Source organism: Psychrobacter sp. UBA6766 (genome assembly GCF_002453355.1).
GTDB lineage: Bacteria > Pseudomonadota > Gammaproteobacteria > Pseudomonadales > Moraxellaceae > Psychrobacter.
Window position 1 is genome coordinate 1 of the sequence record NZ_DKGQ01000004.1, and the last position, 21,081, is coordinate 21,081.

The window sequence follows — 21,081 nt, forward strand, 5'->3', positions numbered from 1 at the left end:
ACTTGGTGTGTTAATCTAAGATGCCTAAAATAGGCTTAGTTAAACTTTAAGCTTATCACCCACCATACCTTTTATGGTACTTAGAATGTCAGCTGGTAATACCACCATTTTCGCGTTATCAGACTCAGCCAACTGACGAATTGATTTGATGTACTGCTCACCAAGCAAATAAACAATCGGCATTTCTTCGTCGCCCATTGCGGCAGTAATAAGACGAATCGATTCTTCTGAACCCTTTGCTAATACGACCTGCGCTTCAGCATCACGGCGTGAGGCTTCTAGGCGACCATCAGCTTCTAAGATGGCCGCTTGCTTTTGACCATCGGCACGCGTCACCGTGGCACGGCGTAAACGCTCAGCCGCTGCCTGCTCTTCCATCGATGCTTGCATCGTCTGCGAGGGATTAATATCTTGGATCTCAACCGTTTTTAGGGTAATTCCCCAATCGGCAATATCTTCTGAGATGGCGTGTTTTAGCTTGGCTTTTATTTCTTCACGGCTCGATAGCGCATTATCAAGATCCATCTCACCAATGATTGAACGTAAAGAGGTCTGCACCAGATTACGGATGCCGTATTCATAATCTTCGATACCATAGACAGCTTTGTCAGGGCGGACGATATTAATATAAGCCACGGCGTTGGCGATAATGACCACGTTATCTCGCGTAATAACTTCTTGTGACGGAATATCGAGAACGATATCTTTGGTCGTGACTTTATAAGCCACATCATCGACATAAGGAATAATAAGGTTTAATCCCGGCTCTAGCGTTTGGCTATATTTACCGAGCCGCTGCACCACCCACTTATACCCTTGCGGGACAATGCGCACCCCTTTAAACACCGTAAATACAACCAATGCAACCAAAACAATCATGACAATACTAAAACTATCCATGTTACACCTCTATCATTATGCTTAACTATTTTTATGGATGACTGCTTGCGACTGCATACTACTGACAATCAACTCGTTTCCCACGATATCTGTCACTATCACCCGATCACCGACTGCAACTTGCTCTCCGCGCGTACGGCACATCCATTCGGCAGCGCCAACAATAGGCACACTAAAGCGAACGACACCCGCGCGCTCTAACTGCGGCGCGACGATAACCATACCCGTCTCGCCGATAATCACACTGCCGCCCAATCCTGCTTTGGTACGATCGACAGATAATGGTTTGATAAATTTAAACCACGCCAGTAAAAAGATAGCCGACAGCACCAACCAAAGAATAATTTGGATAGACAGCGAGATAGGTAATAACCATGAAAGAGCGGCAACGATAATGGCTGCAGCGCCAAACCAAAGGCTAGCAAACGTCGGCACAAACATCTCGACAATCAGCAGCACAAAACCTAATACCAACCAGTGCCAAGGTTCAATCATCCAAAGCATCTCCATTATTGCTCATTCCCTATCTACGCCATTCTAGCCTTTAATGTAGCATATTTTTGAGAGTAATAATTTGTTAAAAATCATTAATATAAGGTAGTAGCTGTGCTAGTAGAGATGGCTACAAGTAAGCTGTACCTGAAATTTATAGGCAGAAATTATAGACATAAAAAAAACGCACCCGAAGAATGCGTTTTTTGTTTATCAGACTAATAATCAATAATTAGAATTTAAGATGCGCACCTACAGTCCAAAGGTCTGCATCGCTACCAACAATATCGTACTCGGCTTCAATACCGAAATCTGGATTTACTGAATAACCAAGACCTAAACCACCAGCTAATCTTGTGCTCTTATCTGATACAGAAGCATATGGGAGTCTGCTGTCACCATCAATTTCAGTGCGTGCTACACCTAATTTACCTTTGGCATAGACTGGCGTATTATTAAACCCATAACGGTAGGTACCATATAAACCGTAAGTTTTAGCATCTACATCGCCGTTGTAGTAATCGGCGTCATCTGAACCTACATACTCGGCCTCTAAACCGAAATTAGGATCAAAGTTGTAACCACCATAAACGCCATAGGCAGTAGGGTTACTTGCGCCATCGGTATCTAAATTAAACTGACCGACCTTAACACCAACGTATGGCTGACCTGTGTAACCATTGCCATAAGATACGGCAGCTTGTGCACCCATGCTTAGTAAAGAACCAGCAGCTAGAGCAAGTAGAGTTTTTTGTAGAGTTTTCATGTGTAGCTCCTTAAAACAATTGGACAAACAAGTTATTTATTTATGTGGGCTTTTTAGCCATATCGCCTTGTTTGCTAACGATGTATACATAGTAACAAACCATGTCAAAAACTCTGTCAGTGTTTAATGGTAAGAAAGTTAACTTTTGCAAGTGTTTGTCGGCCCTTGGGTTACAAAGGGCTAGATATGAAATCTTTTGTTACAATCCCTTAGTTTGTGCAATAATTCATACTCATAAAGGATTTTATAAAGAAATATAGCTTATGAACCTAGAAAATATTAAACAAATAAAGGAAAAAAATTGACTAATCATATTATAAATCAACTTCAAGAATCCCTTGAAAACTTAAAAACCAATCAACAATACCGACAAATCCCCCACCTCCAACATCATGGACAATACATTAATCACAAGGGCCAGACCCTACTCAATATTGCCAGTAACGACTATTTAGGCTTGGGGAGCGATAGTGAGTTACAAGCCGAATTTTTGTATGAATTAAACCAGTTACCAGCAGCACAAAGGCCTAAGATGAGCGCTACATCTTCTCGTCTTCTTACTGGAAACAATATACAACTACAAGCATTAGAGAGCGAATTAAAAAATTGGTACGAAAGCGCGTTAGAAGGACAAAATACCTCTAACTCCAAGTCGGTGCTGATATTCAATAGTGGTTATCACGCTAATATCGGCATTTTACCCGCCTTGACTACTTTGCCAGTTAAGACGCTTATCTTGGCGGATAAGTTGGTACATGCAAGTATTATCGATGGTATTCGTCTCAGCCAAAGTAAGCTTGTTAGCTACCGTCGTTATCGTCATAACGATTACGAACATTTAGCCAAATTTATTGAACAAGCAGACTCAACGGTTGAGCGAATTATTATTGTCACTGAAAGTATTTTCAGTATGGATGGTGACTGTGCTGACCTGATCACTTTGGTAAAACTAAAGAATAAAGACCCGCGTATCGAGCTTTATGTCGACGAGGCACATGCAGTCGGCATTTTAGGCAATACAGGATTAGGACTGGCAGAAGCAACCAAGACGCTAGCGGATATTGATTACTTAGTAGGAACCTTTGGCAAAGCTTTTGCTTCCATTGGCGCTTACATCATGTGTAATGATATTGTTAAACAATGGCTGATTAATCAGATGCGGCCGTTGATTTTTAGCACCGCCTTACCACCTATCAATCATGCTTGGACACGTTTTATTTTAGGAAAAATACCTCATCTAACTGAGCAGCGTCTACACCTTCTGCAGTTATCTACGATGCTAAGCGCGGCAATTCCTGAACGCTATTGTATTATAGAAACAGGGCAAGAAATAGGCTACCAATCACCCATCATTCCTTATGTAATAGGCGATAACGCTTTAACAGTCGCTAAAGCAAATCAGCTACAATCAGCAGGATTTTACGCCTTACCAGTTAGACCGCCAACCGTTCCTGCAAACACCGCCCGTATTCGTCTCGTTATGAATGCTAAGCTATCAGATGAGGACTGCCAGCGTCTCATAGAACATTTATAACTTTCTTCTTTACAAGCTATTTACTTTTATGATCAAGCAATAACTATCATTAGATAAAAGCCATTATTAATTGATAATCGCCTACTTGGATGCAATCAATACCATGACCGATCTCGTTATACCTCGCAGCTTTAGTCTCCGAAAGCAAAACATCGCTCGCCATTTTGCCAAGGCCAATGATTATGACCGACATGCCAATATTCAACAACAAGTCTGTCAATATTTACTGGCCAGTATCGCGCATACCAAGCAAGAAAGTGTATTGGAAATTGGAGCAGGAACTGGTCAGATGACCCGTTTAATAGCGGCGCACCTTCACAGTGAACGCTGGCTTATTAATGAGCTATGTTCTGAACAAAAATATACCTTACAGTCTATACTACCCACTGCCGAAATCATTATTGGTGATGCTGAAAATATGGAGTTATCAGAGGAACATAGTTTAATTATCAGTGCCAATGCTGTTCAATGGTTTGACAACCCTTTGAATTTTATAGCCCAGTCAGCAAACCGTTTGCAGGCAGGTGGGCAGCTTGTATTTAATACCTTTACCCCAAATAATTTTCACCAAATTAAGCGGTTGACAGGGCAAGGTCTGCATTACCCTGCGGTTAATGAGTGGCAATTGGCCTTAGAATCTGCCTATTTTAAGGATATTGTACTGTCAACCCAGCGCTTTGAGTTATCCTTTTCTGATCCGTATGCCATTCTTAGACACATGAAACTTACTGGGGTTTCAACCAATCAGACACAGATACATTCGAGCGGTAATCAGACTTTTTTATGGACAAAAAAACGTTTAAAACAGTTTGAACAAGACTATTGGACTTATTTTTCAGAAAAAAATGAAGCGAGAGAACCAAGTGTGAGTTTGACTTATGAGGTACTAATAGCCAGTGCTATAAAAAAATAAGGACAACTCATCTCCATAAGTCATATATCATCGCAATAATACACATAAAAAAACGCACCCTAAAAGGGTGCGTTTTTATTTTCTCACTTGGTAGTAGAATTATTTTTTATCTTCTTCTACTTCAGTAAACTCAGCATCGACAACATCGTCATCTGCTTGGTTACTGTCGCCAGTATTGTCCGCGCCTTGTTGGAACTGGCTTGGATCCATGCCTTCTGCTCCAGCACCGCTATCAGCATAAATCTTCTGACTAACTGGTAAGAACGCATTGTCTAGTGCTTCAAGCTTCGCTTTGATGTCATCATGATCATCTTCTTTAGCAGCGGCTTCAAGCTCAGAGATAGCAGTTTCAACTGTTGATTTTTCCTCTTCAGTGACTTTATCTCCAGCTTCTTTTAACGCTTTCTGAACGGCATGGATACGGCCATCTGCTTCGTTACGCACTTGCGCAAGGTTAGCAAATTTCTCATCTTCAGCGGCATTCGCTTCAGCATCACGCACCATTTGTTCGACTTCTTCGTCCGACAATCCAGAATCCGCTTTAATTTGGATACTTTGTGCTTTACCAGTGCCTTTGTCTTTGGCTGAGATATTCATGATACCGTCAGCGTTAATATCAAAGGTGACTTCAATTTGTGGCAGACCACGTGGTGCTGGTGGAATATCCGTCAAGTCAAAACGGCCAAGCTGTTTATTTTGGTTAGCGATTTTACGCTCACCTTGATAAACCTGAATCGTTACTGCTGGCTGATTGTCTTCCGCCGTTGAGAAAACTTGTGATTTCTTGGTAGGAATCATGGTATTTTTCTCAATGATTGGCGTCATGACCCCACCCATTGTTTCGATACCAAGGGTCAATGGTGTTACGTCAAGCAACAGAACGTCAGTTTTGTCACCAGACAATACTGCACCTTGAATTGCAGCACCAGCGGCAACCGCTTCGTCAGGGTTCACGTCTTTACGTGGTTCTTGACCGAAGAACTCTTGTACTTTTTGCTGAACTAACGGCATTCGAGTCTGACCACCAACTAAGATGACGTCATCAACATCGCCGATTTTCAGACCAGCGTCTTCTAGGGCTGTTTTACAAGGACCCATCGTACGTTGAACCAGCTCTTCTGTTAAGCTCTCAAGTTTTGAGCGGCTGATAGTAACGACTAAATGCTTAGGACCACTACTATCTGCAGTGATATATGGCAAGTTCACTTCAGTACTTTGGGCACTTGATAGCTCGATTTTTGCTTTTTCAGCGGCCTCTTTTAGACGCTGCATTGCAAGAGAATCACCTTTTAGGTTGACGTCTTGGTCTTTTTTAAATTCATCAACTAAATAGTCAATTAACGCTGAGTCAAAGTCTTCACCGCCAAGGAATGTATCGCCGTTGGTGGCTAATACTTCAAACTGCTGCTCGCCGTCAACGTCAGCGATTTCGATGATTGATACGTCAAAAGTACCACCACCCAAGTCATAAACGGCAACCGTGCTATCGCCCTGCTTTTTATCCATACCATAAGCAAGTGCCGCAGCTGTCGGCTCGTTAATGATACGTTTGACATCAAGACCTGCAATTTTACCAGCATCTTTAGTTGCTTGACGCTGTGAGTCATTAAAGTAAGCAGGAACCGTTACAACGGCTTCAGTGACGCTTTCACCAAGATAGTCTTCCGCTGTTTTTTTCATTTTTTTCAAGATTTCAGCAGAAACTTGGGGCGGCGCCAGTTTTTTACCGTTAATTTCAACCCATGCATCACCGTTATCGGCTTTAACAATTTTATAAGGCACCATTCCGATGTCTTTTTGAACCACTTTATCTTCAAAGCGACGACCGATCAAACGCTTAATCGCAAATAGCGTGTTGTTTGGATTGGTCACTGCTTGACGCTTAGCTGACTGACCAACAAGGGTCTCATCATCTTTATAAGCGACAATCGATGGGGTGGTACGCGTACCTTCAGCATTTTCGATGATTTTGACTTTATCACCTTCCATGACTGCGACACATGAGTTGGTTGTACCTAAATCAATACCAATTACTTTACCCATAATTAACTGCTCCTAATTTATTTTTAAATTAAATAGTTATCTCATCAGACCGGAACTTTCACATGCTAAACGGTCACTTGTTGTTCTATATCGGTTTGGGGCTCTATTTTTTCAAGTCATTTGAGAAGCAAAAAATACCTTTTGTGTGATTTTTTGTGCAAACCCTTATTAACAGTAAGGTTTAGCCTAACTCATGACTTATTTTTTTAAATAATAACTCTTAAAACTTAAATTAAATTCTCAAACTCTTGAATTCTATTGTCCAACACGCACCATGGCTGGGCGTAAAAGACGACCGTTTAAGCTATAACCTTTTTGCAGAACCGTGCCGACGGTATCAGCTGGCGCATCGGGGTCGATTCCGACCGCTTCGTGCAAATCAGCGTTAAATTTCTCACCTTGTGGTTCAACCACTTCTACACCGTTTTTATTCAATACATCTAACAGTGCTTTATGGGTCAATCTTACCCCTTCGGTAACAGGATCATCTGAATGAGCGTTTTCGATAGCGCGCTCTAAGTTATCGACCACTTCTAACAACTCTTTCGCAAACTTCTGCAGAGCGAATTTTTTGCTTTTATCGGCTTCTTGCTCCATACGTTTTTGCGCGTTGTAAGCTTCGGCATTGGCACGAGCCGTGCCTTCTTTGGCTTGTTTGACCTCGTCCTCTAATTCTTTAATTCGGGCTTCAAAGGCATTTAAATCAATCTCGCTTTCAATGGTCTCATGACTTCCTGAATTTTTTGTTGGGTCAAACTCTTCAAGCGTTTCTTCGAGAATACTGTTTTCGTGCTCAATATTGCTTTGAGCGGCTTTTGGATCGGTGGTGTCAAATTTATGGTTAGGGGCTTGTTCACTCATGATAACTTCCTTATGAAATATTAATAATTAAAAAACCGTCCTAAAATGATGACGGCTTAGAACATGACAACTTATGGACAAAAACAGAGCCATAAAAATTTGTTATTTTTTATCATGTTCTCATTAGGCTTATATAATGGCTGATAGCTGGTTAATAAAGGTGATGAGGGTAAATTTCAAGCCTGATCCGCAGAATTTTTCTTAGTATTCATAAATGCTGCCTTTATATAGGATTACTACACAGCAACTAGGATTACTACACAGCAACGCTTTTTTAAATAACGCTCTCTTAATTAATGACAACACTTCCTTAGCTAACATGAATTACTTTACGTTTAACGTCAATAAGTAATTCATTTCGTTAACAAAACCTACAAAAAAACGTTAGTTACGTCAAATAAATTACTATTAACCCGCAAACTTTTACCAAAGCATACTCAACTTTATTTCTGCTTATCTTATGATGACTATAAATATTATTTATCATTTAGAGAAGGTGTTATGCCTCATTCAGCTGCATTATCAGTCAACACCTTACTTAATAAAGCAGTAAGGACACTTAACCTAACGTCTTTGGGCCAAGGCGGGAATGACGGCTTATTCGATATCTCGCTAAACAGCCGTAAAGAAGAAAAGCCGCTAACTGCGGACACAGACGTGCAAGTCCGCCCTGATGCTAAGCAATTATCTATCAAAGGAAAAGGGCTGCATCGCAATCTGATGGCTACTTATCAGCCGCACCTGTTGCATTACGCGATGAAAGGTATCGGTCATTTGCCAGAGGCGGTATTGGAAAGCTTGGTTGGTTATCTAGATGGACCAACGGCTAAGCAATACGAACATATTGATGCACACCTACGCTTAATTCTTGCCGTCAACAGCAAGCTTAAAACCCCTTTACAACTTACAAAGATGGCCGAGCTGCGTAAACGATTTGCCATCGATACTGTTGCCATGCAATCACCAAAAGTCTGGCAGCAGGCAAGTTCTTCGTTATTCGACACGATAAAACCTTTTACCAAGAAAAATGAGCCTAGCGTAAATTGGGAGGACGAAACGATTTCCAATGCTGATAATGGCGATATGCTGATTCGTTGCTATCAAAAGCAAATAAGCGCAGCGGGATTTAGTTTTAAAAGAAAGGCCAAACGCAATCCTGATAAAACGGTGATGTTATTTTTTCATGGTGGTGGATTTTGTATTGGTGATGTCAATACTCACCATGAGTTTTGCCATGCCGTTTGTGAGCAAACGGGTTGGCCCGTGGTGAGTGTTGATTATCGCCTAGCGCCTGAACATCCTGCGCCTATTGGGCTAAAAGATTGTATCGCCGCTTATGCTTGGTTGGCGGATAATTGCCAAAAATTTGGGACATTACCGTCGCGCATCGTTTTGGCAGGAGATAGCGCGGGCGGCGGCTTATCAACCATGATTGCCCAACAAGTTATTTCTCCGACTGCAAAAGCATGGCAGAATTTGGGCGCGGATGGACAAAAAACTTTTGAGACATTGCAGCGCTTACCACCACCATTGGCGCAAATGCCTTTATATCCTGTGACGGATGTTGAAAACGATTATCCAAGCTGGGAGTTATACGGCGAAGGATTATTGTTAGATCATGCCGATGTGGCGGTTTTTGACGCTGCTTGTTTGCAAAATAGTCCGCTACCTCGTCAGCATGTCCTGACCTCACCTATGCTTGGTGACAATCGCCATGTTTGCCCGACCTATATCGTTGCAGCTGAATTGGACGTTTTACGTGATGAAGCTTTTGCTTATGCCAAGCAATTAGAAGGTTACGGAGTCGCTGTTCAAACCTATACGGTCTATGGTGCTCCGCATGGGTTTATTCATCTTATGAGTGTTCATCAAGGGCTTGAACAGGAAACCAATCATATTATCAATGGCTTTGCGCGTTTTGTACGTGAGGTTATAAGCATCCAAGACGTATTGGCCGCGTAATTGATTTTGTTAAACGAAACTTTTACGCATTATTCGCATTATTATTATTTTCACCGATCAAATTAATGAGCCAAACCTCAGAACGTGAGCCTAAACGAAAGGGTATCCCCCAAAACCCGTAGCCTGAAGATACTATAAAGTGACCTTTGCCGATTTGTTCGTGACCATACCCTAATCGATTGATCGTATTTACAATAAAATTGGCTGGGAATATCTGACCGTTATGGGTGTGTCCTGACACTTGTAAATCGATTGGCAGCTTACTATGCGCCACAATATCGCTAGGACGATGGTCTAATAAAATAACAGGCTCAGCCGTATTGACTTGACCTAACAGCTCAGACGTTGCTACGCGCTGGCGTTTATGATTGTCAAAACGTCCAATAAACCAGATAGGCTGACCTTGATGCGACAGACAATTCACTTCATCGTTAAGCAATCGCACGCCAGCATTCTGTAAAGCCTCACTAATTGGCTGCTCGTGGCCGTATAAATCATGATTGCCTAGCGTCGCATAGACACCGTACGGCAAACTGCTAACAAGCTTCGCCAAATCTTCTGCCATATTATAGTCAGTAAATGCCTTGGTGTTGTCATCCATAATATCGCCTGGCATCAATAGTACATCTACCTGATAGCGCTGCACGATGTCATTTAACCGTTCAATCGCTTTACCGCCAAATAAGCGTCCTAAATGCAAATCACTGGCTACCGCAATGCGTAGCGGATTGTTCAGTGGCTTATTAATCTTAATAGACAGCTCACGCACCGTCGGCACATAAGCGCTATAGAGGGTATAGTTAAATAACCCTATAAAGAAGACCAGTGCAAAAATACGAAAACCAATAGCAATCGTTTCTGTATTGTAAAAAGCATTATCGCCCAGTGCACTCAATAGCCAAAAACCACCATACAATAAGCCGGTTAGCATCGCCGTCAGTAACATAAAATGCATCACCAACAGCCAAGCGCTTATCCAGCGATAACTATTCGCAAATGACTTGGTAACGCTAAGCAGCAAAAGGATATTGGTAATCGCAAAGACAGCAATCCACATAATCATGATTAGCGCCGGAGTGCTCCAAGGCTGTAGCCACCACTCTAGGCTGAGCGCCGCGCCAAAACTAAACAGCTGGAGCAGCACAATAATGGTGATAATAAATGCGTAACGCATAAGCATTCCTAACAGGATAGTGTTTGATAGGGCGTTTGCTGGTTTGGGCAGTATTTATAAGGTAGCTGGATTATAACGACTATTTTTCAAGGTTTGGGAGATTGGGGTGATACTTATTGGGGTAACACTTACTGTGCCGACTGTAGCGTAATCATCCATATCTCAGAGCGCGTGCCCAACCTAAATGGTACCGCACCAATCCCGTAACCTGATGTGACCAAAAACTGTGTGCCCTCAACCTGCTTAGCGCCATAAACCAGCGGCGTAAACCATTTTAGCAATACCGTTAATGGAAATATCTGACCACCATGCGTATGCCCTGACAGGTGCAAATCAATAGGCAAACCTTTTATTTGTTCTAAATCGGCAGGGCTATGTTCTAAAAATATCACGGGTTTATTTGTCTTCACCTTACTTAATAAATCTGTCGCAGCAGGGCGTGCGGGATCTGTCTCATCTGAACGACCAATTAACAACACTGAATCGTCTAACCAAACGCTTTTATTATCAATAACTTGTATACCTGCCCGTTCAACGGCTTTGGCAATCGCAACCTCATTACCTGAATAATCGTGGTTGCCTAAAGTGGCATAGACACCTAGCGGCGCTGTTAATTTTGATAAGTGCGCATGCATATTGGTTTTTTCATAAGCGTCGGTTGAATCATTCATGACGTCGCCTGCGATGACCACAACATCAGGATTTTGGGCATCAATCAGCCTGACCATCTTATCTATCTGCCGATTGCCAAACCATCTTCCCAGATGCGTATCAGAGACCAAGGCAATCTGCAACGGTTGCTTAAGCACTTTATCCGTCATCACGTTTAGACGGTGAACGACGGGCGAATAAGCATTAAATACCGCTAAACCTATAATACCAATATAAATAACAGCAGCGGCGGCTCTAATGAGTATTGGGTGGTACTTTTGCTTAAGGATATAAACATACACCAAGGTAATGGCAGCAGTTATTAATGCAGCATAAAACATAAAGCCTTGTAAAATGCCGACAACCAGATAGACGTGAAAGCGCTCGTGCCAAAACTCGCTCAATCCGTAGATAAGAAAAGCGTTGTTAATAATAAAAACAGTTAAGATTAAACCCACTTTAGCCAGGCGCGTTTTTGGTTGAAAGAACCAGTAAAATATACCACTACTCATAAGGGCAAGCAGCTGGGTAAGAATGATAAAAGGCCACATAATACAATTGAATCAGACAAAGACGGGCTTATAGTACGCCAATATTCTTACCTGTTGTAGACAGCATGATTGTTTATTGAAACTTTATGGCAGTTGAAACATAAAACGCTTAGTAATGTAGAGCAAATCTAGGTTAATCGTTTCACATGAAACAACCTATATAAAAACTTAGGATTGCTGCACTAACGCTTGCTTTAAGGTTGGCTGTCTAAATTCAAAGCCTGCATTAAGCAGTGCTTGTGGCAAGACTTTTTGCCCATCAATCAGTAAAGTCGACATCTCACCAAACATCAGCTTTAATAAAAATGCGGGTAAAGTAAAAAACGTCGGCCGATGGAGCCATGCGCCAAGCGTCTTGGTAAAGGTTTGATTGGTCACAGGGTTGGGCGCGGTTAAGTTATAAACATACGCTGGCGTATCGTTTGCTGTTTTTAAGCCATTATCAACTTTTAAAACAGTATCAACGCTATTTAATTGAGCTTGCTGACTAGCCTGCCCAGCAAGAAGTTGCTCAATGATAAACATCACTGCCCGTACCCAATCTGCCCGGCTAATCCAGCTCATGACTTGCTTACCATCAGCCAACTGACCGCCGACGCCCATTTTAAACGGTGTTAATAACTTACCGACCATCCCGCCATCAGGATGAATCACGACGCCAGTACGTACAATAGCAACAGGGACGCCATAATCGGTAGCCTTTAGCGCCAATTGCTCCCAGTCGTCACAGAGTTTATGGGAAAAATTAGCGTTAAAATCACTGCTTTCGGTTAAAGGTTTGGCTCCTTGGGCGCCATACCAGCCAATCGCCGAACCGCTAACCAGTAGTTTAGGCTTAGTGCTACTACGCGCTATAAACTCCAGTATCGCTTCAGTAGGCTTGACGCGGCTAGCAAGCAGTTGCTCCTTACGTTCATCGCTCCAGCGTTTGTCAGCAATCCCAGCACCTGCTAGATTTAGAATAACCTCATAGCTTTGATTGGATTTTGCAAGCTCGTCATACGTTATCATTTTAATATCGATAGGATGTGCTTGGCTGCTATCGCGCGTCAGCCACGTGACCTGCACTTCTTTATTGTCCTTTTGGTAACGCTTGATAAGCGCTTCACTAAACGCGCGTCCTAAGAATCCCGAGCCACCACTGATTAAAATATTCATCGCTTTTTATCCTTATAATCATCTTACCGTTTTCTCAGTGTGACAAAAAACCTCTTATAAAAACAAGAGGTTAATTGTAGGTATAAGGCTTAAAGTAAGGCTGGATATAAATAAAGGATTTAGCAAAATACGAGGCTAAATTAGGAAATGATAGACTGGCAGCAATCCTAAAAATTGGGCAGTATTTAGAGGCGCACTAACGAAGTACTTGTCCCGTTAGCGCATCGCTGATCTGGCTAGGAAGCTGATAACCAAGCGTCTCGCCTTTTAAATAGCCGACTTGCTCATATTCATTTATATTAGCTGAGGAATTGGCATGGTTATTGACATTAGAATTGGCATCAAAATTAACAATGCTGTCATTATTTAAAAAATAAGCCTGCGCCTCTGCCAATGACAAAGCGGGCGGCTGTCCAGAAGTATTACAACTGGTCGAGACAACAAAGCCATAAGGGTTGTAAACGGAAACCATTTGTTGGCAAAGCTGCTTTACCAAAGGGTGGTCAATCACTCGCACCGCCACACTGTTATGAGCGCCGGTTATCCATGCGGGAATAGAAATGGGTAGGTTTTCTGATAACGGTAATAGCCAAGTATGCGCCTGCTTGGTATCGACATCAGACTCAGTATCGTGACGCCAACTGTCTAACACTAGCTGGCGTTGATCTTCATTTAGACTGTTTAACAGTACCTTAAGTCGACTGGCGCTATCGGTAACCACGATCATGCCCTTCTCTATTGGGCGCTGTTTGATAGTCAAGAGCTGCTGTACCGCTTGTTGATTAAACGGATCACAGCCAATGCCCCAAACGCTTTCGGTTGGATAAGCAAGCAGCTGCCCTTGTTGCAGCCAATGCGCAGCTTCGATGACAGAATCGGTGATAAGTGGTTTAGACATGACAGAATAAGAAGAAAAGTATGAAGGGGTATAATACAACTTAAACGACGGGTAAAACAGCAGGTTTAAAGATTTCTTAAAATCGCGTCTTGATTAGAAAGAAAATTATGCACGTAAATAACGTCCGCCTTGCACACTGATAACGCCTAACAATTCAAGTTCCATAAGCTGTCCTATCAATTGCGCTGGCGTCAGTTCAGTGGTATTTAACAACGCATCTAAATCTTGCCCATGCCAATCAAGCTGCCCATAAATCGGTGTTAAATGCTCAGGAACAGCGACTGCGTGATGAGAAGCTTTGCTATCGGATGATGCCGACTGACCAGTAGCTGTAATAGGTTTGCTATCTGTATTTATCCTCTTTGAAGGAAGACTACTATTTGCTGGTGGGCTTTCGGTTGACTGCGCTGACTGCGTTGACTGGTATGGGCGGCTATCATAACTCAGCTGATTAGTAATATCTTCGAGGACGTGCTGCGGATGATAAATTAAGGTTGCACCTTCACGTATCAAGTGATGGCAGCCTTCAGCATTGCTATTATCAATGTGACTTGGAATCGCAAAAACTTGTTTCCCTTGCTCGGAGGTTAGCCTCGCCGTAATCAGCGAGCCACTTTGAACGGTAGCTTCGGTCACAATGGTTGCCAAACTCAGTCCTGCGACCAAACGATTGCGGCGCGGAAAGGTATGTTTGTGCGGCTGCGTATAGGGCAACAGCTCACTAATAATACAGCCGCCTTGCTCGATAATCTGGCTAAACAATTTATCATGATGATTGGGGTAATTGATCTCAATACCCGTCCCCATTACGCCAACCGTACGACCTTGATATTCGGGCTCTGTTTGCGCAAGCGCCCCTAAATGTGCGCGTTTATCGACACCCATCGCAAGGCCGCTGGTAATGATATAACCGACTTGCGCTAAATACTGCGCCATATCAAAGGTGATTTTTTGCGCGTGGGCGGTGGGTTTGCGGCTACCAACGATGGCGATTTGCGCTTGCTGCAAGCGCGCTTTATCACCGCGGTAGAATAACACTGGGGGTGGGTCATATATTTCTAGCAGCTGTGCTGGATAATCAGGCTGGTCTACAAATAGCAGACCGTATTTTTCCTCTAGCAATGCTTGCTGAATGTTATCGATAGTTGCGTGTGTTTGCTCTGACTGCTCATGACGCTTAAGATGGGTACTATGAATACCAAGCTGTCGCCATGCCTCTACTTTAGCGCCCCAAGCAAGCTCTGCACTGCCAAAGCTGGTGATAAGTTTATGATAAGCCGATAATGATGCATTCACCTCAGCCCACAGCGCCAGTACTGCGCGCTGCTCAGCGGATAAAAGAGAAGTGACTGCGCTCATAATCATCTAGCTCATTTAGTCTAAATTGGAGTCCTTAGCTTAAAGAATAAGCGTTGCACTCATTATAGATACGGCGGAGGTAACAGCTGATCACCGACGTTGATTGGTAGCTCAGAATCAAGCACATAAGCATAGCTGATATTATCAAAGGTATTAAAGACCATCACCATACCCGTAGGCTCGCTTGGTAAGCGTACTGGCGTGTCATTATCCTTAATATCGCGTATGACCGCGCCTTTTTGATAGACGGTCAACACGTCACCGGGTTTGGCGCCGTGCGTGCTACCTAAATTAATAGCGACAACACTGCCCTTAGCGGCTGAACTGATAGAATCCATAACGCGGACAATCATGCCGCCGCGATTGACGGTTGCAGGGGCTGGATAAAATACTGGCGGAATTGAGTTATTTAACTCAACAAAAACGCGATCGCCTTCACGTACTTCTTTGCCATAGCTGTCGATAAGTTGCAAGCTGGTAACGCCATTAGTTTCGGTAGAAGTCACCAAACCTGTTGCCACTTGGGTAACTTCTAAACCGATAACTTTTTGCGTTTTCGGCTCGACATACATTTCACCTTCGCGGTAAATCCCATAACGTTGGCCAACGATAAGCGGCACGCCTTTGGCATAGACTTTATCGCCACTTGCGGTAATTAAATTGCCTTTTTTTGAGGCTAAAATATATGGCGTGGTATTAAAATCGTCCGGATTAACAATGATGGTTTTATCGAGCCAATGCTGAATTGCAGACCATGGAATAGGCGGAATACTATTCGCCGTTGAGGTCACTGCAATCGTGCTAGCAACCACATTGCCAGTCAATTGTTTTTCAACCCCAGCACAGCCTTCACCGGTATCGACACCAACCAAGGTTTTGCCTTGGATCACACATAAAATAAGAATGTCATTAGGATAAATAAGGTTGGGATTTTTGATTTGCTTATTGGTGGCCCAAATCTCTTTCCAGCGCCACGGGCTATCTAAATAGCGCCCTGAGATATCCCACAAGGTATCACCTTTTTTGACGATATAGCGATTGGGCGCATCCGCTTTGATAGTAGGTGGTGGATTATTAGCGTGGGCAGCGGTCATCAGCATTGCGCCACTAAATGTCGTCACCAGTAGTGCCTTTGCTATCTTTTTTAAGCTCATCTTCATGGTTATATCCACAATATATACCGCTAACATAATGTCTATAAAGCAGCTGTTCAGTATTATTGACTGATGTGATTGACGGGTTTTATTGCTAAACAGCGCCTGACATAATGATGACACGTAGGCGCTATTTCTAATATTACAATTATATCTACCATAACACAATCATAAACACTTTATTACAATCGCGTAACCTTTGATTGGATATTCATTTCAATGGACGTCGGATGAGAATAATCGGGTTAAGCTAAATTTGGTGTAACATGCTGACGAATTTGCTCAGCGACCAGTTCAGCTTTATTATCTAGCACCACCACGTGCTGCGGCAGTGCTTCTAAACCTTCGGTATGAGCAGGACGCGCAATCTCTATCTCTCCAACCGCCTCAAAGATAGTATCAGCAAACTTAACCGGTAAAGCCGTTTCGGCACAAACAATCACTTCACCCTCGCGCTGAAGCTCTTTAGCGACTTTAATACCATCAGCGGTATGCGGATCGACCAACTCACCATACTGCTCATAAAGTGCTTTGATAGTTTGTAAGCGGTCATTATGAGTCGATTTACCGGCTGCAAAGCCATAACGTGTATTAACCGCTTCCATCAAATCAGACAAATCAAACCCTTGACCGGATTTCACTCCTTCGAATAACTCATGAACGCGGGCGCTGTCTTTTTCTAATAACAAATAAACAAAACGCTCAAAGTTAGAGGCTTTGGAGATATCCATCGATGGGCTTGATGTCACATAGGTTTTATCGGTCGGACGCGGCTGATAAGCACCTTGATTAAAAAAGTCGTTTAATACATCGTTTTCATTGGTCGCGACGATTAAACGCTCGATTGGCAATCCCATTTCACGAGCGATATGACCAGCACAAATATTTCCGAAATTACCTGATGGGACACTGAAGCTGACTTTTTCATTATTGTTATCAGTCACGGCGAAATAGGCTTTAAAGTAATAAACGATTTGCGCAAGGATACGACCCCAGTTAATTGAATTAACGGTTCCTAGATCATAAGCCGCTTTAAATTCTGCATCCTGCTGTAGCGCTTTGACAATATCTTGGCAGTCATCAAACATACCATCGATGGCGATATTATGGATATTATCCTCAGTCAAACTATACATTTGCGCGCGCTGGAATGCGCTCATTTTGCCGCGCGGTGACAGCATGAATACTTCAATATTGTCTTTACCGCGCAGGGCATACTCCGCTGCACTTCCCGTATCCCCACTGGTTGCACCAATGATCGTAATACGTGCGTCTTTTCTTTTAAGCACATATTCAAAAGCATTGCCCAAAAACTGCATGGCCACGTCTTTAAACGCTAACGTTGGACCGTTCGATAATCCTAAAACATATAAATTATTATCAAGTTTGCGCACAGGGACAATTTCATCACTACCAAAAATATCAGCGGTATAAGTACGCTCGATGATATCTTGCAAATCAGCGGTAGGAATATCAGTGGCAAAACGCTGCATAATCGCCAGCGCAAGCTCTGGATAGCTGAGCGTTCGCCACTCATCAAGTATTGCGCTATCGATATTTGGATAGTGTTCAGGCAGCATCAACCCGCCATCTGGTGCAAGTCCCATTAATAGCACATCACTAAATTCCATCGGCGCTGTCTGACCACGGGTACTGATATATTTCATGAGATTGTCCTGTCTACAATGAGGTTATTCAATTCAATATTTAAAACGGATTATTCAGCAGTTCTTACATCGGTTTTTTGTAGCAGAGCATAATAAAAACCATCGCCACTCTCGCTATCAATCGGCAGACATTGGCGACCGATAGTTTGTGCGATACCCCAATTACAATCCTCGGTAAATTCAATGGCTATTGCATCATTATAGTGAGCCATAAACTCCTGCATTTGAAGGGCGTTTTCTTGTTTTAAAATAGAGCAAGTGACATATAAAAGATAACCACCGGCTCTAAGCTGTGGCCAGAGATTATGCAAGATATCCGCTTGTAAGACTGCCGTTTGCTCGACATCCTCTTCGGTACGCAAAATACTGATATCGGGATGACGACGAATGACGCCCGTTGCGGTACAAGGAGAATCAAGCAGTATCGCATCAAATACGGCTTTATCTTTGTCTTTTTTATCAGCGTTTTGCCATGTGGTGGCATCGGCACAGACAATATTTAGCGCAATATTTTTTTCAGCTTGCTCTAGGTGTTGCTGGTTTAAATTTAAGCGTTGTAAATTCTCATAAATACGTTCAATACGAGGCGCTTCATTATCGATAGCCGTGAGCTTGATAGTAGCAATCTCAGGAGACGCTTTAGTATCGTCTTGTTTCACATGAAACAAGGATGATTCATTGCAGCTGATTAATTCTAACCAGTGAGCCAATTTACCACCGGGCGCTGCACACGCATCTAGAATATGTAGGTCAGTAGCATCGCTTTCACGGTTCAGTTTAGCCATCAAAGCTTTATTAATAATCGGCGCAGCAAGTTGAGCATGCATATCTTGCACACTGACTACCCCTTCAGCGAAATGTGGTAAAGCGCTGACTGCGGTACTTTGGTGTAGTCGCAAACCTTTAGTGGAAAGCGTGGTAACTAGAGCTGTATCTGACGAATTTGTTAATTTAAAACCGGTGGTAAGCTCAATCAGATCTGACTCAATTTCCGCACCTGCCAATGCTTGTTGGTAATCGTCTACCGAGTCAACAGACGAATTCACCCGTAAAAACATCGGTGCAGCTTGACGCAGACCTTGCATCAGATCGTCATACTCTTCATTCCAATCTTGCTTAAGCTGATAAGCAAGCCAGTTAGGTAGGCTGTGTTTTTTATCACACTTCTTACGGAATTTGCTAGGATTTTTGGCAACCTTACGCAAAATGGCATTAATCAAACCAGTCGCATGGGCAAAATCAATCTCTTTTGCCGCTTCGACCGTTTCATGAATTGCGGCATGATCCGCCACTTCTAAATAGAGCAATTGCACGAGGCCAACTTGAATGGTGGTGCGAACTTCAACCTCATCAATTGGGTTATCAGCAAGACTGTCAAGCAAACGCGCAAGTGCATACCATTGGCGTAATGTCGTTAGCAATAACGCATGAGCAAAACCTTTATCACCATCATGCAGACTGTTTAATAAGGGATCAAGGACGCTAGCAAGCGATTGACCATTTTGAATGGCTAGTAAAGTGCGAATCACTCTTACGCGGACGCTACCATTCATAATAAGATTGCTTGAAGGTTTGAGCTTATTATTTCTTGGCGCAGTGCTGATTTGTCTCATTAAATTTTATTTCCTTGACGTATGAGTAATAACGTCTTATGCAAGTTAGATTGCTTATCATTAGATATATTAAGCTTGATTAAACTTAATTAAATTACTTTGCTTCTGCAGTGAACTGATCACCATCGTTTAATTGATTACCATGACATATTTGCTCGGCAGTCATCGGTTTACCACCTGCAAACTGTAAATCAGTAATCGCCAAAGTCGTGACTGATTGCTCATTGCTTTGTTGCTTGATATCAGCTTCTTTGCCACAAGCCACCAATATCGCTTTGCGGCCAACACTGATAATCGTACCAGCAGGCTTATCGGTTTGTTGTGATGGATTGACAGGTAAGCTCGCTAAAATCTTGACGCGCTGCCCTGCGAGAAAAGTATACGCACCCGGCCACGGTGTTAAGCCACGAATTTGACGTTCAATCTCAGTAGCGGATTGCATCCAGTCAATTTCGCCTTCAGTTTTGACCAATTTTTCCGCATAATTAGCCAGACTGTCATCTTGAGCTAGCGCTTGTGCTTGGTAATGCGCCAAGTCGGTTAATACTGTGCTAATAGCTGTCGCGCCAAGTGTCGCCATCTTATCATGGAGACTGGCTGCTGTATCATCAGCTTCGATAAGAGCGCTGACTTTATAAAGCATATCGCCCGTATCTAAGCCTTTATCCATCTGCATAATGGTGATACCAGTCTCGCTATCGCCCGCCAATAGCGCGCGATGAATCGGTGCTGCCCCGCGCCATCGTGGCAATAATGAAGCATGGATATTAAGACAACCATAAGTAGGTGTGGTCAATACGCCAATCGGCAATATTAGCCCATAGGCGGCAACAATCATCACATCCGGCTGATAGGAACGCAGGTTCTGACGTGCCGCCATGCCCTCGGTACTAGACTTTTTAAAGGTCGCTGGCTGTTCAACCACAATGTCATTCGCCAATGCCACTTGCTTTACCGCCGAAGCAGCCAGTTTCTGACCACGGCCTGCTTTACGATCAGGCTGCGTATAAACGGCAACGATATCTATATTAAGCGCTTCTTGCTGCTGAATAAGTGCCTCAAGGCTAATCGCCGCAAAATCAGGTGTTCCAGCAAATACCACTCGCAACGGGTTAGCGGCTGTTGGTACTTTGATAACGGGGCTTTGCTGAGGTTGCGTGGTATTAGTAGGTAAATCAGATTGACAAGCAAATGTGGTCATAATCAGGCACTATTTATGGTTAATCCACCTATTATAGGGGAGTTTGTAGCGTTGTGCCATGATTGTAATAGCGACAATCAAGCGCTACTAATGATGCTATTTACCTTTATAATGGTAATCAAGCTCAGTGACTTATCCATCACACAAGAGTCAGCCAATCAAATAAGGCACAGCAAACACAGTA

Annotated in this window: 17 protein-coding genes; 3 read left to right on the forward strand and 14 right to left on the reverse strand. The window is 43.0% G+C overall.

From position 1 onward, the window contains the following. Positions 1-39: 39 nt before the first annotated feature. From B4K26_RS00310 to B4K26_RS00320, 3 genes are all read right to left on the reverse strand, one after another. Positions 40-900 (reverse strand): SPFH domain-containing protein, encoded by an 861-nt coding sequence (locus tag B4K26_RS00310; RefSeq protein ID WP_296242899.1) that lies wholly within the window; start codon positions 898-900, stop codon positions 40-42. Between the two features lie 21 nt (positions 901-921). After that, entirely contained in the window at positions 922-1,395 is a 474-nt protein-coding gene (locus tag B4K26_RS00315; protein WP_296242900.1) for an NfeD family protein, read from the reverse strand. A gap of 229 nt (positions 1,396-1,624) precedes the next feature. After that, positions 1,625-2,158: a porin family protein gene (locus tag B4K26_RS00320; RefSeq protein ID WP_296242901.1), complete on the reverse strand. Its 534-nt coding sequence runs from the start codon at positions 2,156-2,158 to the stop codon at positions 1,625-1,627. A gap of 301 nt (positions 2,159-2,459) precedes the next feature. Here B4K26_RS00320 and B4K26_RS00325 point away from each other — a divergent pair, with 301 nt between their 5' ends. Together B4K26_RS00325 and B4K26_RS00330 are read left to right on the forward strand one after the other, a co-directional pair. Next, a complete protein-coding gene (locus tag B4K26_RS00325; RefSeq protein WP_296242902.1) occupies positions 2,460-3,692 on the forward strand; it encodes an 8-amino-7-oxononanoate synthase in 1,233 nt (410 codons plus the stop codon). A gap of 103 nt (positions 3,693-3,795) precedes the next feature. Then, positions 3,796-4,605: a methyltransferase domain-containing protein gene (locus B4K26_RS00330; RefSeq protein WP_296242903.1), complete on the forward strand. Its 810-nt coding sequence runs from the start codon at positions 3,796-3,798 to the stop codon at positions 4,603-4,605. Between the two features lie 99 nt (positions 4,606-4,704). Here B4K26_RS00330 and dnaK read toward each other — a convergent pair whose 3' ends face one another. Continuing rightward, positions 4,705-6,648 carry a molecular chaperone DnaK gene (gene dnaK / locus B4K26_RS00335; protein ID WP_296242904.1) on the reverse strand — a complete coding sequence of 648 codons (1,944 nt, stop codon included), beginning with the start codon at positions 6,646-6,648 and terminating at the stop codon, positions 4,705-4,707. Positions 6,649-6,903: 255 nt separating this feature from the next. Beyond that, complete coding sequence (gene grpE / locus B4K26_RS00340) at positions 6,904-7,509, reverse strand: nucleotide exchange factor GrpE (protein ID WP_296242905.1); 606 nt, start codon at positions 7,507-7,509, stop codon at positions 6,904-6,906. A gap of 501 nt (positions 7,510-8,010) precedes the next feature. Here grpE and B4K26_RS00345 point away from each other — a divergent pair. Then, entirely contained in the window at positions 8,011-9,471 is a 1,461-nt protein-coding gene (locus B4K26_RS00345) for an alpha/beta hydrolase (RefSeq protein ID WP_296242906.1), read from the forward strand. A 22-nt stretch (positions 9,472-9,493) separates the two neighbouring features. Here B4K26_RS00345 and B4K26_RS00350 read toward each other — a convergent pair whose 3' ends face one another. From B4K26_RS00350 to fmt, 9 genes are all read right to left on the reverse strand, one after another. Beyond that, positions 9,494-10,645 (reverse strand): metallophosphoesterase, encoded by a 1,152-nt coding sequence (locus B4K26_RS00350; RefSeq protein ID WP_296242907.1) that lies wholly within the window; start codon positions 10,643-10,645, stop codon positions 9,494-9,496. Between the two features lie 128 nt (positions 10,646-10,773). Next, a complete protein-coding gene (locus B4K26_RS00355; RefSeq protein ID WP_296242908.1) occupies positions 10,774-11,847 on the reverse strand; it encodes a metallophosphoesterase in 1,074 nt (357 codons plus the stop codon). A gap of 168 nt (positions 11,848-12,015) precedes the next feature. Next, a complete protein-coding gene (locus B4K26_RS00360) occupies positions 12,016-13,005 on the reverse strand; it encodes an epimerase (protein ID WP_296242909.1) in 990 nt (329 codons plus the stop codon). Positions 13,006-13,201: 196 nt separating this feature from the next. Then, on the reverse strand, positions 13,202-13,903 hold the full coding sequence (locus B4K26_RS00365; RefSeq protein WP_296242910.1) for a Sua5/YciO/YrdC/YwlC family protein: 702 nt from the start codon (positions 13,901-13,903) through the stop codon (positions 13,202-13,204). A gap of 105 nt (positions 13,904-14,008) precedes the next feature. Beyond that, the gene (gene dprA, locus B4K26_RS00370) at positions 14,009-15,262 is read right to left on the reverse strand and encodes a DNA-processing protein DprA (protein WP_296242911.1); all 1,254 of its coding nucleotides are present in this window, start codon (positions 15,260-15,262) and stop codon (positions 14,009-14,011) included. Positions 15,263-15,324: 62 nt separating this feature from the next. Next, the gene (locus B4K26_RS00375) at positions 15,325-16,422 is read right to left on the reverse strand and encodes a LysM peptidoglycan-binding domain-containing protein (RefSeq protein WP_296242912.1); all 1,098 of its coding nucleotides are present in this window, start codon (positions 16,420-16,422) and stop codon (positions 15,325-15,327) included. Positions 16,423-16,661: 239 nt separating this feature from the next. Beyond that, on the reverse strand, positions 16,662-18,083 hold the full coding sequence (gene thrC, locus B4K26_RS00380) for a threonine synthase (protein ID WP_296242913.1): 1,422 nt from the start codon (positions 18,081-18,083) through the stop codon (positions 16,662-16,664). A gap of 50 nt (positions 18,084-18,133) precedes the next feature. Continuing rightward, complete coding sequence (locus B4K26_RS00385) at positions 18,134-19,696, reverse strand: transcription antitermination factor NusB (RefSeq protein ID WP_296242914.1); 1,563 nt, start codon at positions 19,694-19,696, stop codon at positions 18,134-18,136. Between the two features lie 94 nt (positions 19,697-19,790). Next, the gene (gene fmt, locus B4K26_RS00390) at positions 19,791-20,897 is read right to left on the reverse strand and encodes a methionyl-tRNA formyltransferase (RefSeq protein WP_296242915.1); all 1,107 of its coding nucleotides are present in this window, start codon (positions 20,895-20,897) and stop codon (positions 19,791-19,793) included. Positions 20,898-21,081 lie beyond the last annotated feature (184 nt).

Bases quoted from the DNA above. Each gene is read 5' to 3' on its own strand.
- B4K26_RS00310 (WP_296242899.1), bottom strand. From the start codon at position 900: ATGGATAGTTTTAGTATTGTCATGATTGTTTTGGTTGCATTGGTTGTA.
- B4K26_RS00315 (WP_296242900.1), bottom strand. From the start codon at position 1,395: ATGATTGAACCTTGGCACTGGTTGGTATTAGGTTTTGTGCTGCTGATT.
- B4K26_RS00320 (WP_296242901.1), bottom strand. From the start codon at position 2,158: ATGAAAACTCTACAAAAAACTCTACTTGCTCTAGCTGCTGGTTCTTTA.
- B4K26_RS00330 (WP_296242903.1), top strand. From the start codon at position 3,796: ATGACCGATCTCGTTATACCTCGCAGCTTTAGTCTCCGAAAGCAAAAC.
- dnaK (WP_296242904.1), bottom strand. From the start codon at position 6,648: ATGGGTAAAGTAATTGGTATTGATTTAGGTACAACCAACTCATGTGTC.
- grpE (WP_296242905.1), bottom strand. From the start codon at position 7,509: ATGAGTGAACAAGCCCCTAACCATAAATTTGACACCACCGATCCAAAA.
- B4K26_RS00345 (WP_296242906.1), top strand. From the start codon at position 8,011: ATGCCTCATTCAGCTGCATTATCAGTCAACACCTTACTTAATAAAGCA.
- B4K26_RS00350 (WP_296242907.1), bottom strand. From the start codon at position 10,645: ATGCGTTACGCATTTATTATCACCATTATTGTGCTGCTCCAGCTGTTT.
- B4K26_RS00355 (WP_296242908.1), bottom strand. From the start codon at position 11,847: ATGTGGCCTTTTATCATTCTTACCCAGCTGCTTGCCCTTATGAGTAGT.
- B4K26_RS00360 (WP_296242909.1), bottom strand. From the start codon at position 13,005: ATGAATATTTTAATCAGTGGTGGCTCGGGATTCTTAGGACGCGCGTTT.
- B4K26_RS00365 (WP_296242910.1), bottom strand. From the start codon at position 13,903: ATGTCTAAACCACTTATCACCGATTCTGTCATCGAAGCTGCGCATTGG.
- dprA (WP_296242911.1), bottom strand. From the start codon at position 15,262: ATGAGCGCAGTCACTTCTCTTTTATCCGCTGAGCAGCGCGCAGTACTG.
- B4K26_RS00375 (WP_296242912.1), bottom strand. From the start codon at position 16,422: ATGAAGATGAGCTTAAAAAAGATAGCAAAGGCACTACTGGTGACGACA.
- thrC (WP_296242913.1), bottom strand. From the start codon at position 18,083: ATGAAATATATCAGTACCCGTGGTCAGACAGCGCCGATGGAATTTAGT.
- B4K26_RS00385 (WP_296242914.1), bottom strand. From the start codon at position 19,696: ATGAGACAAATCAGCACTGCGCCAAGAAATAATAAGCTCAAACCTTCA.
- fmt (WP_296242915.1), bottom strand. From the start codon at position 20,897: ATGACCACATTTGCTTGTCAATCTGATTTACCTACTAATACCACGCAA.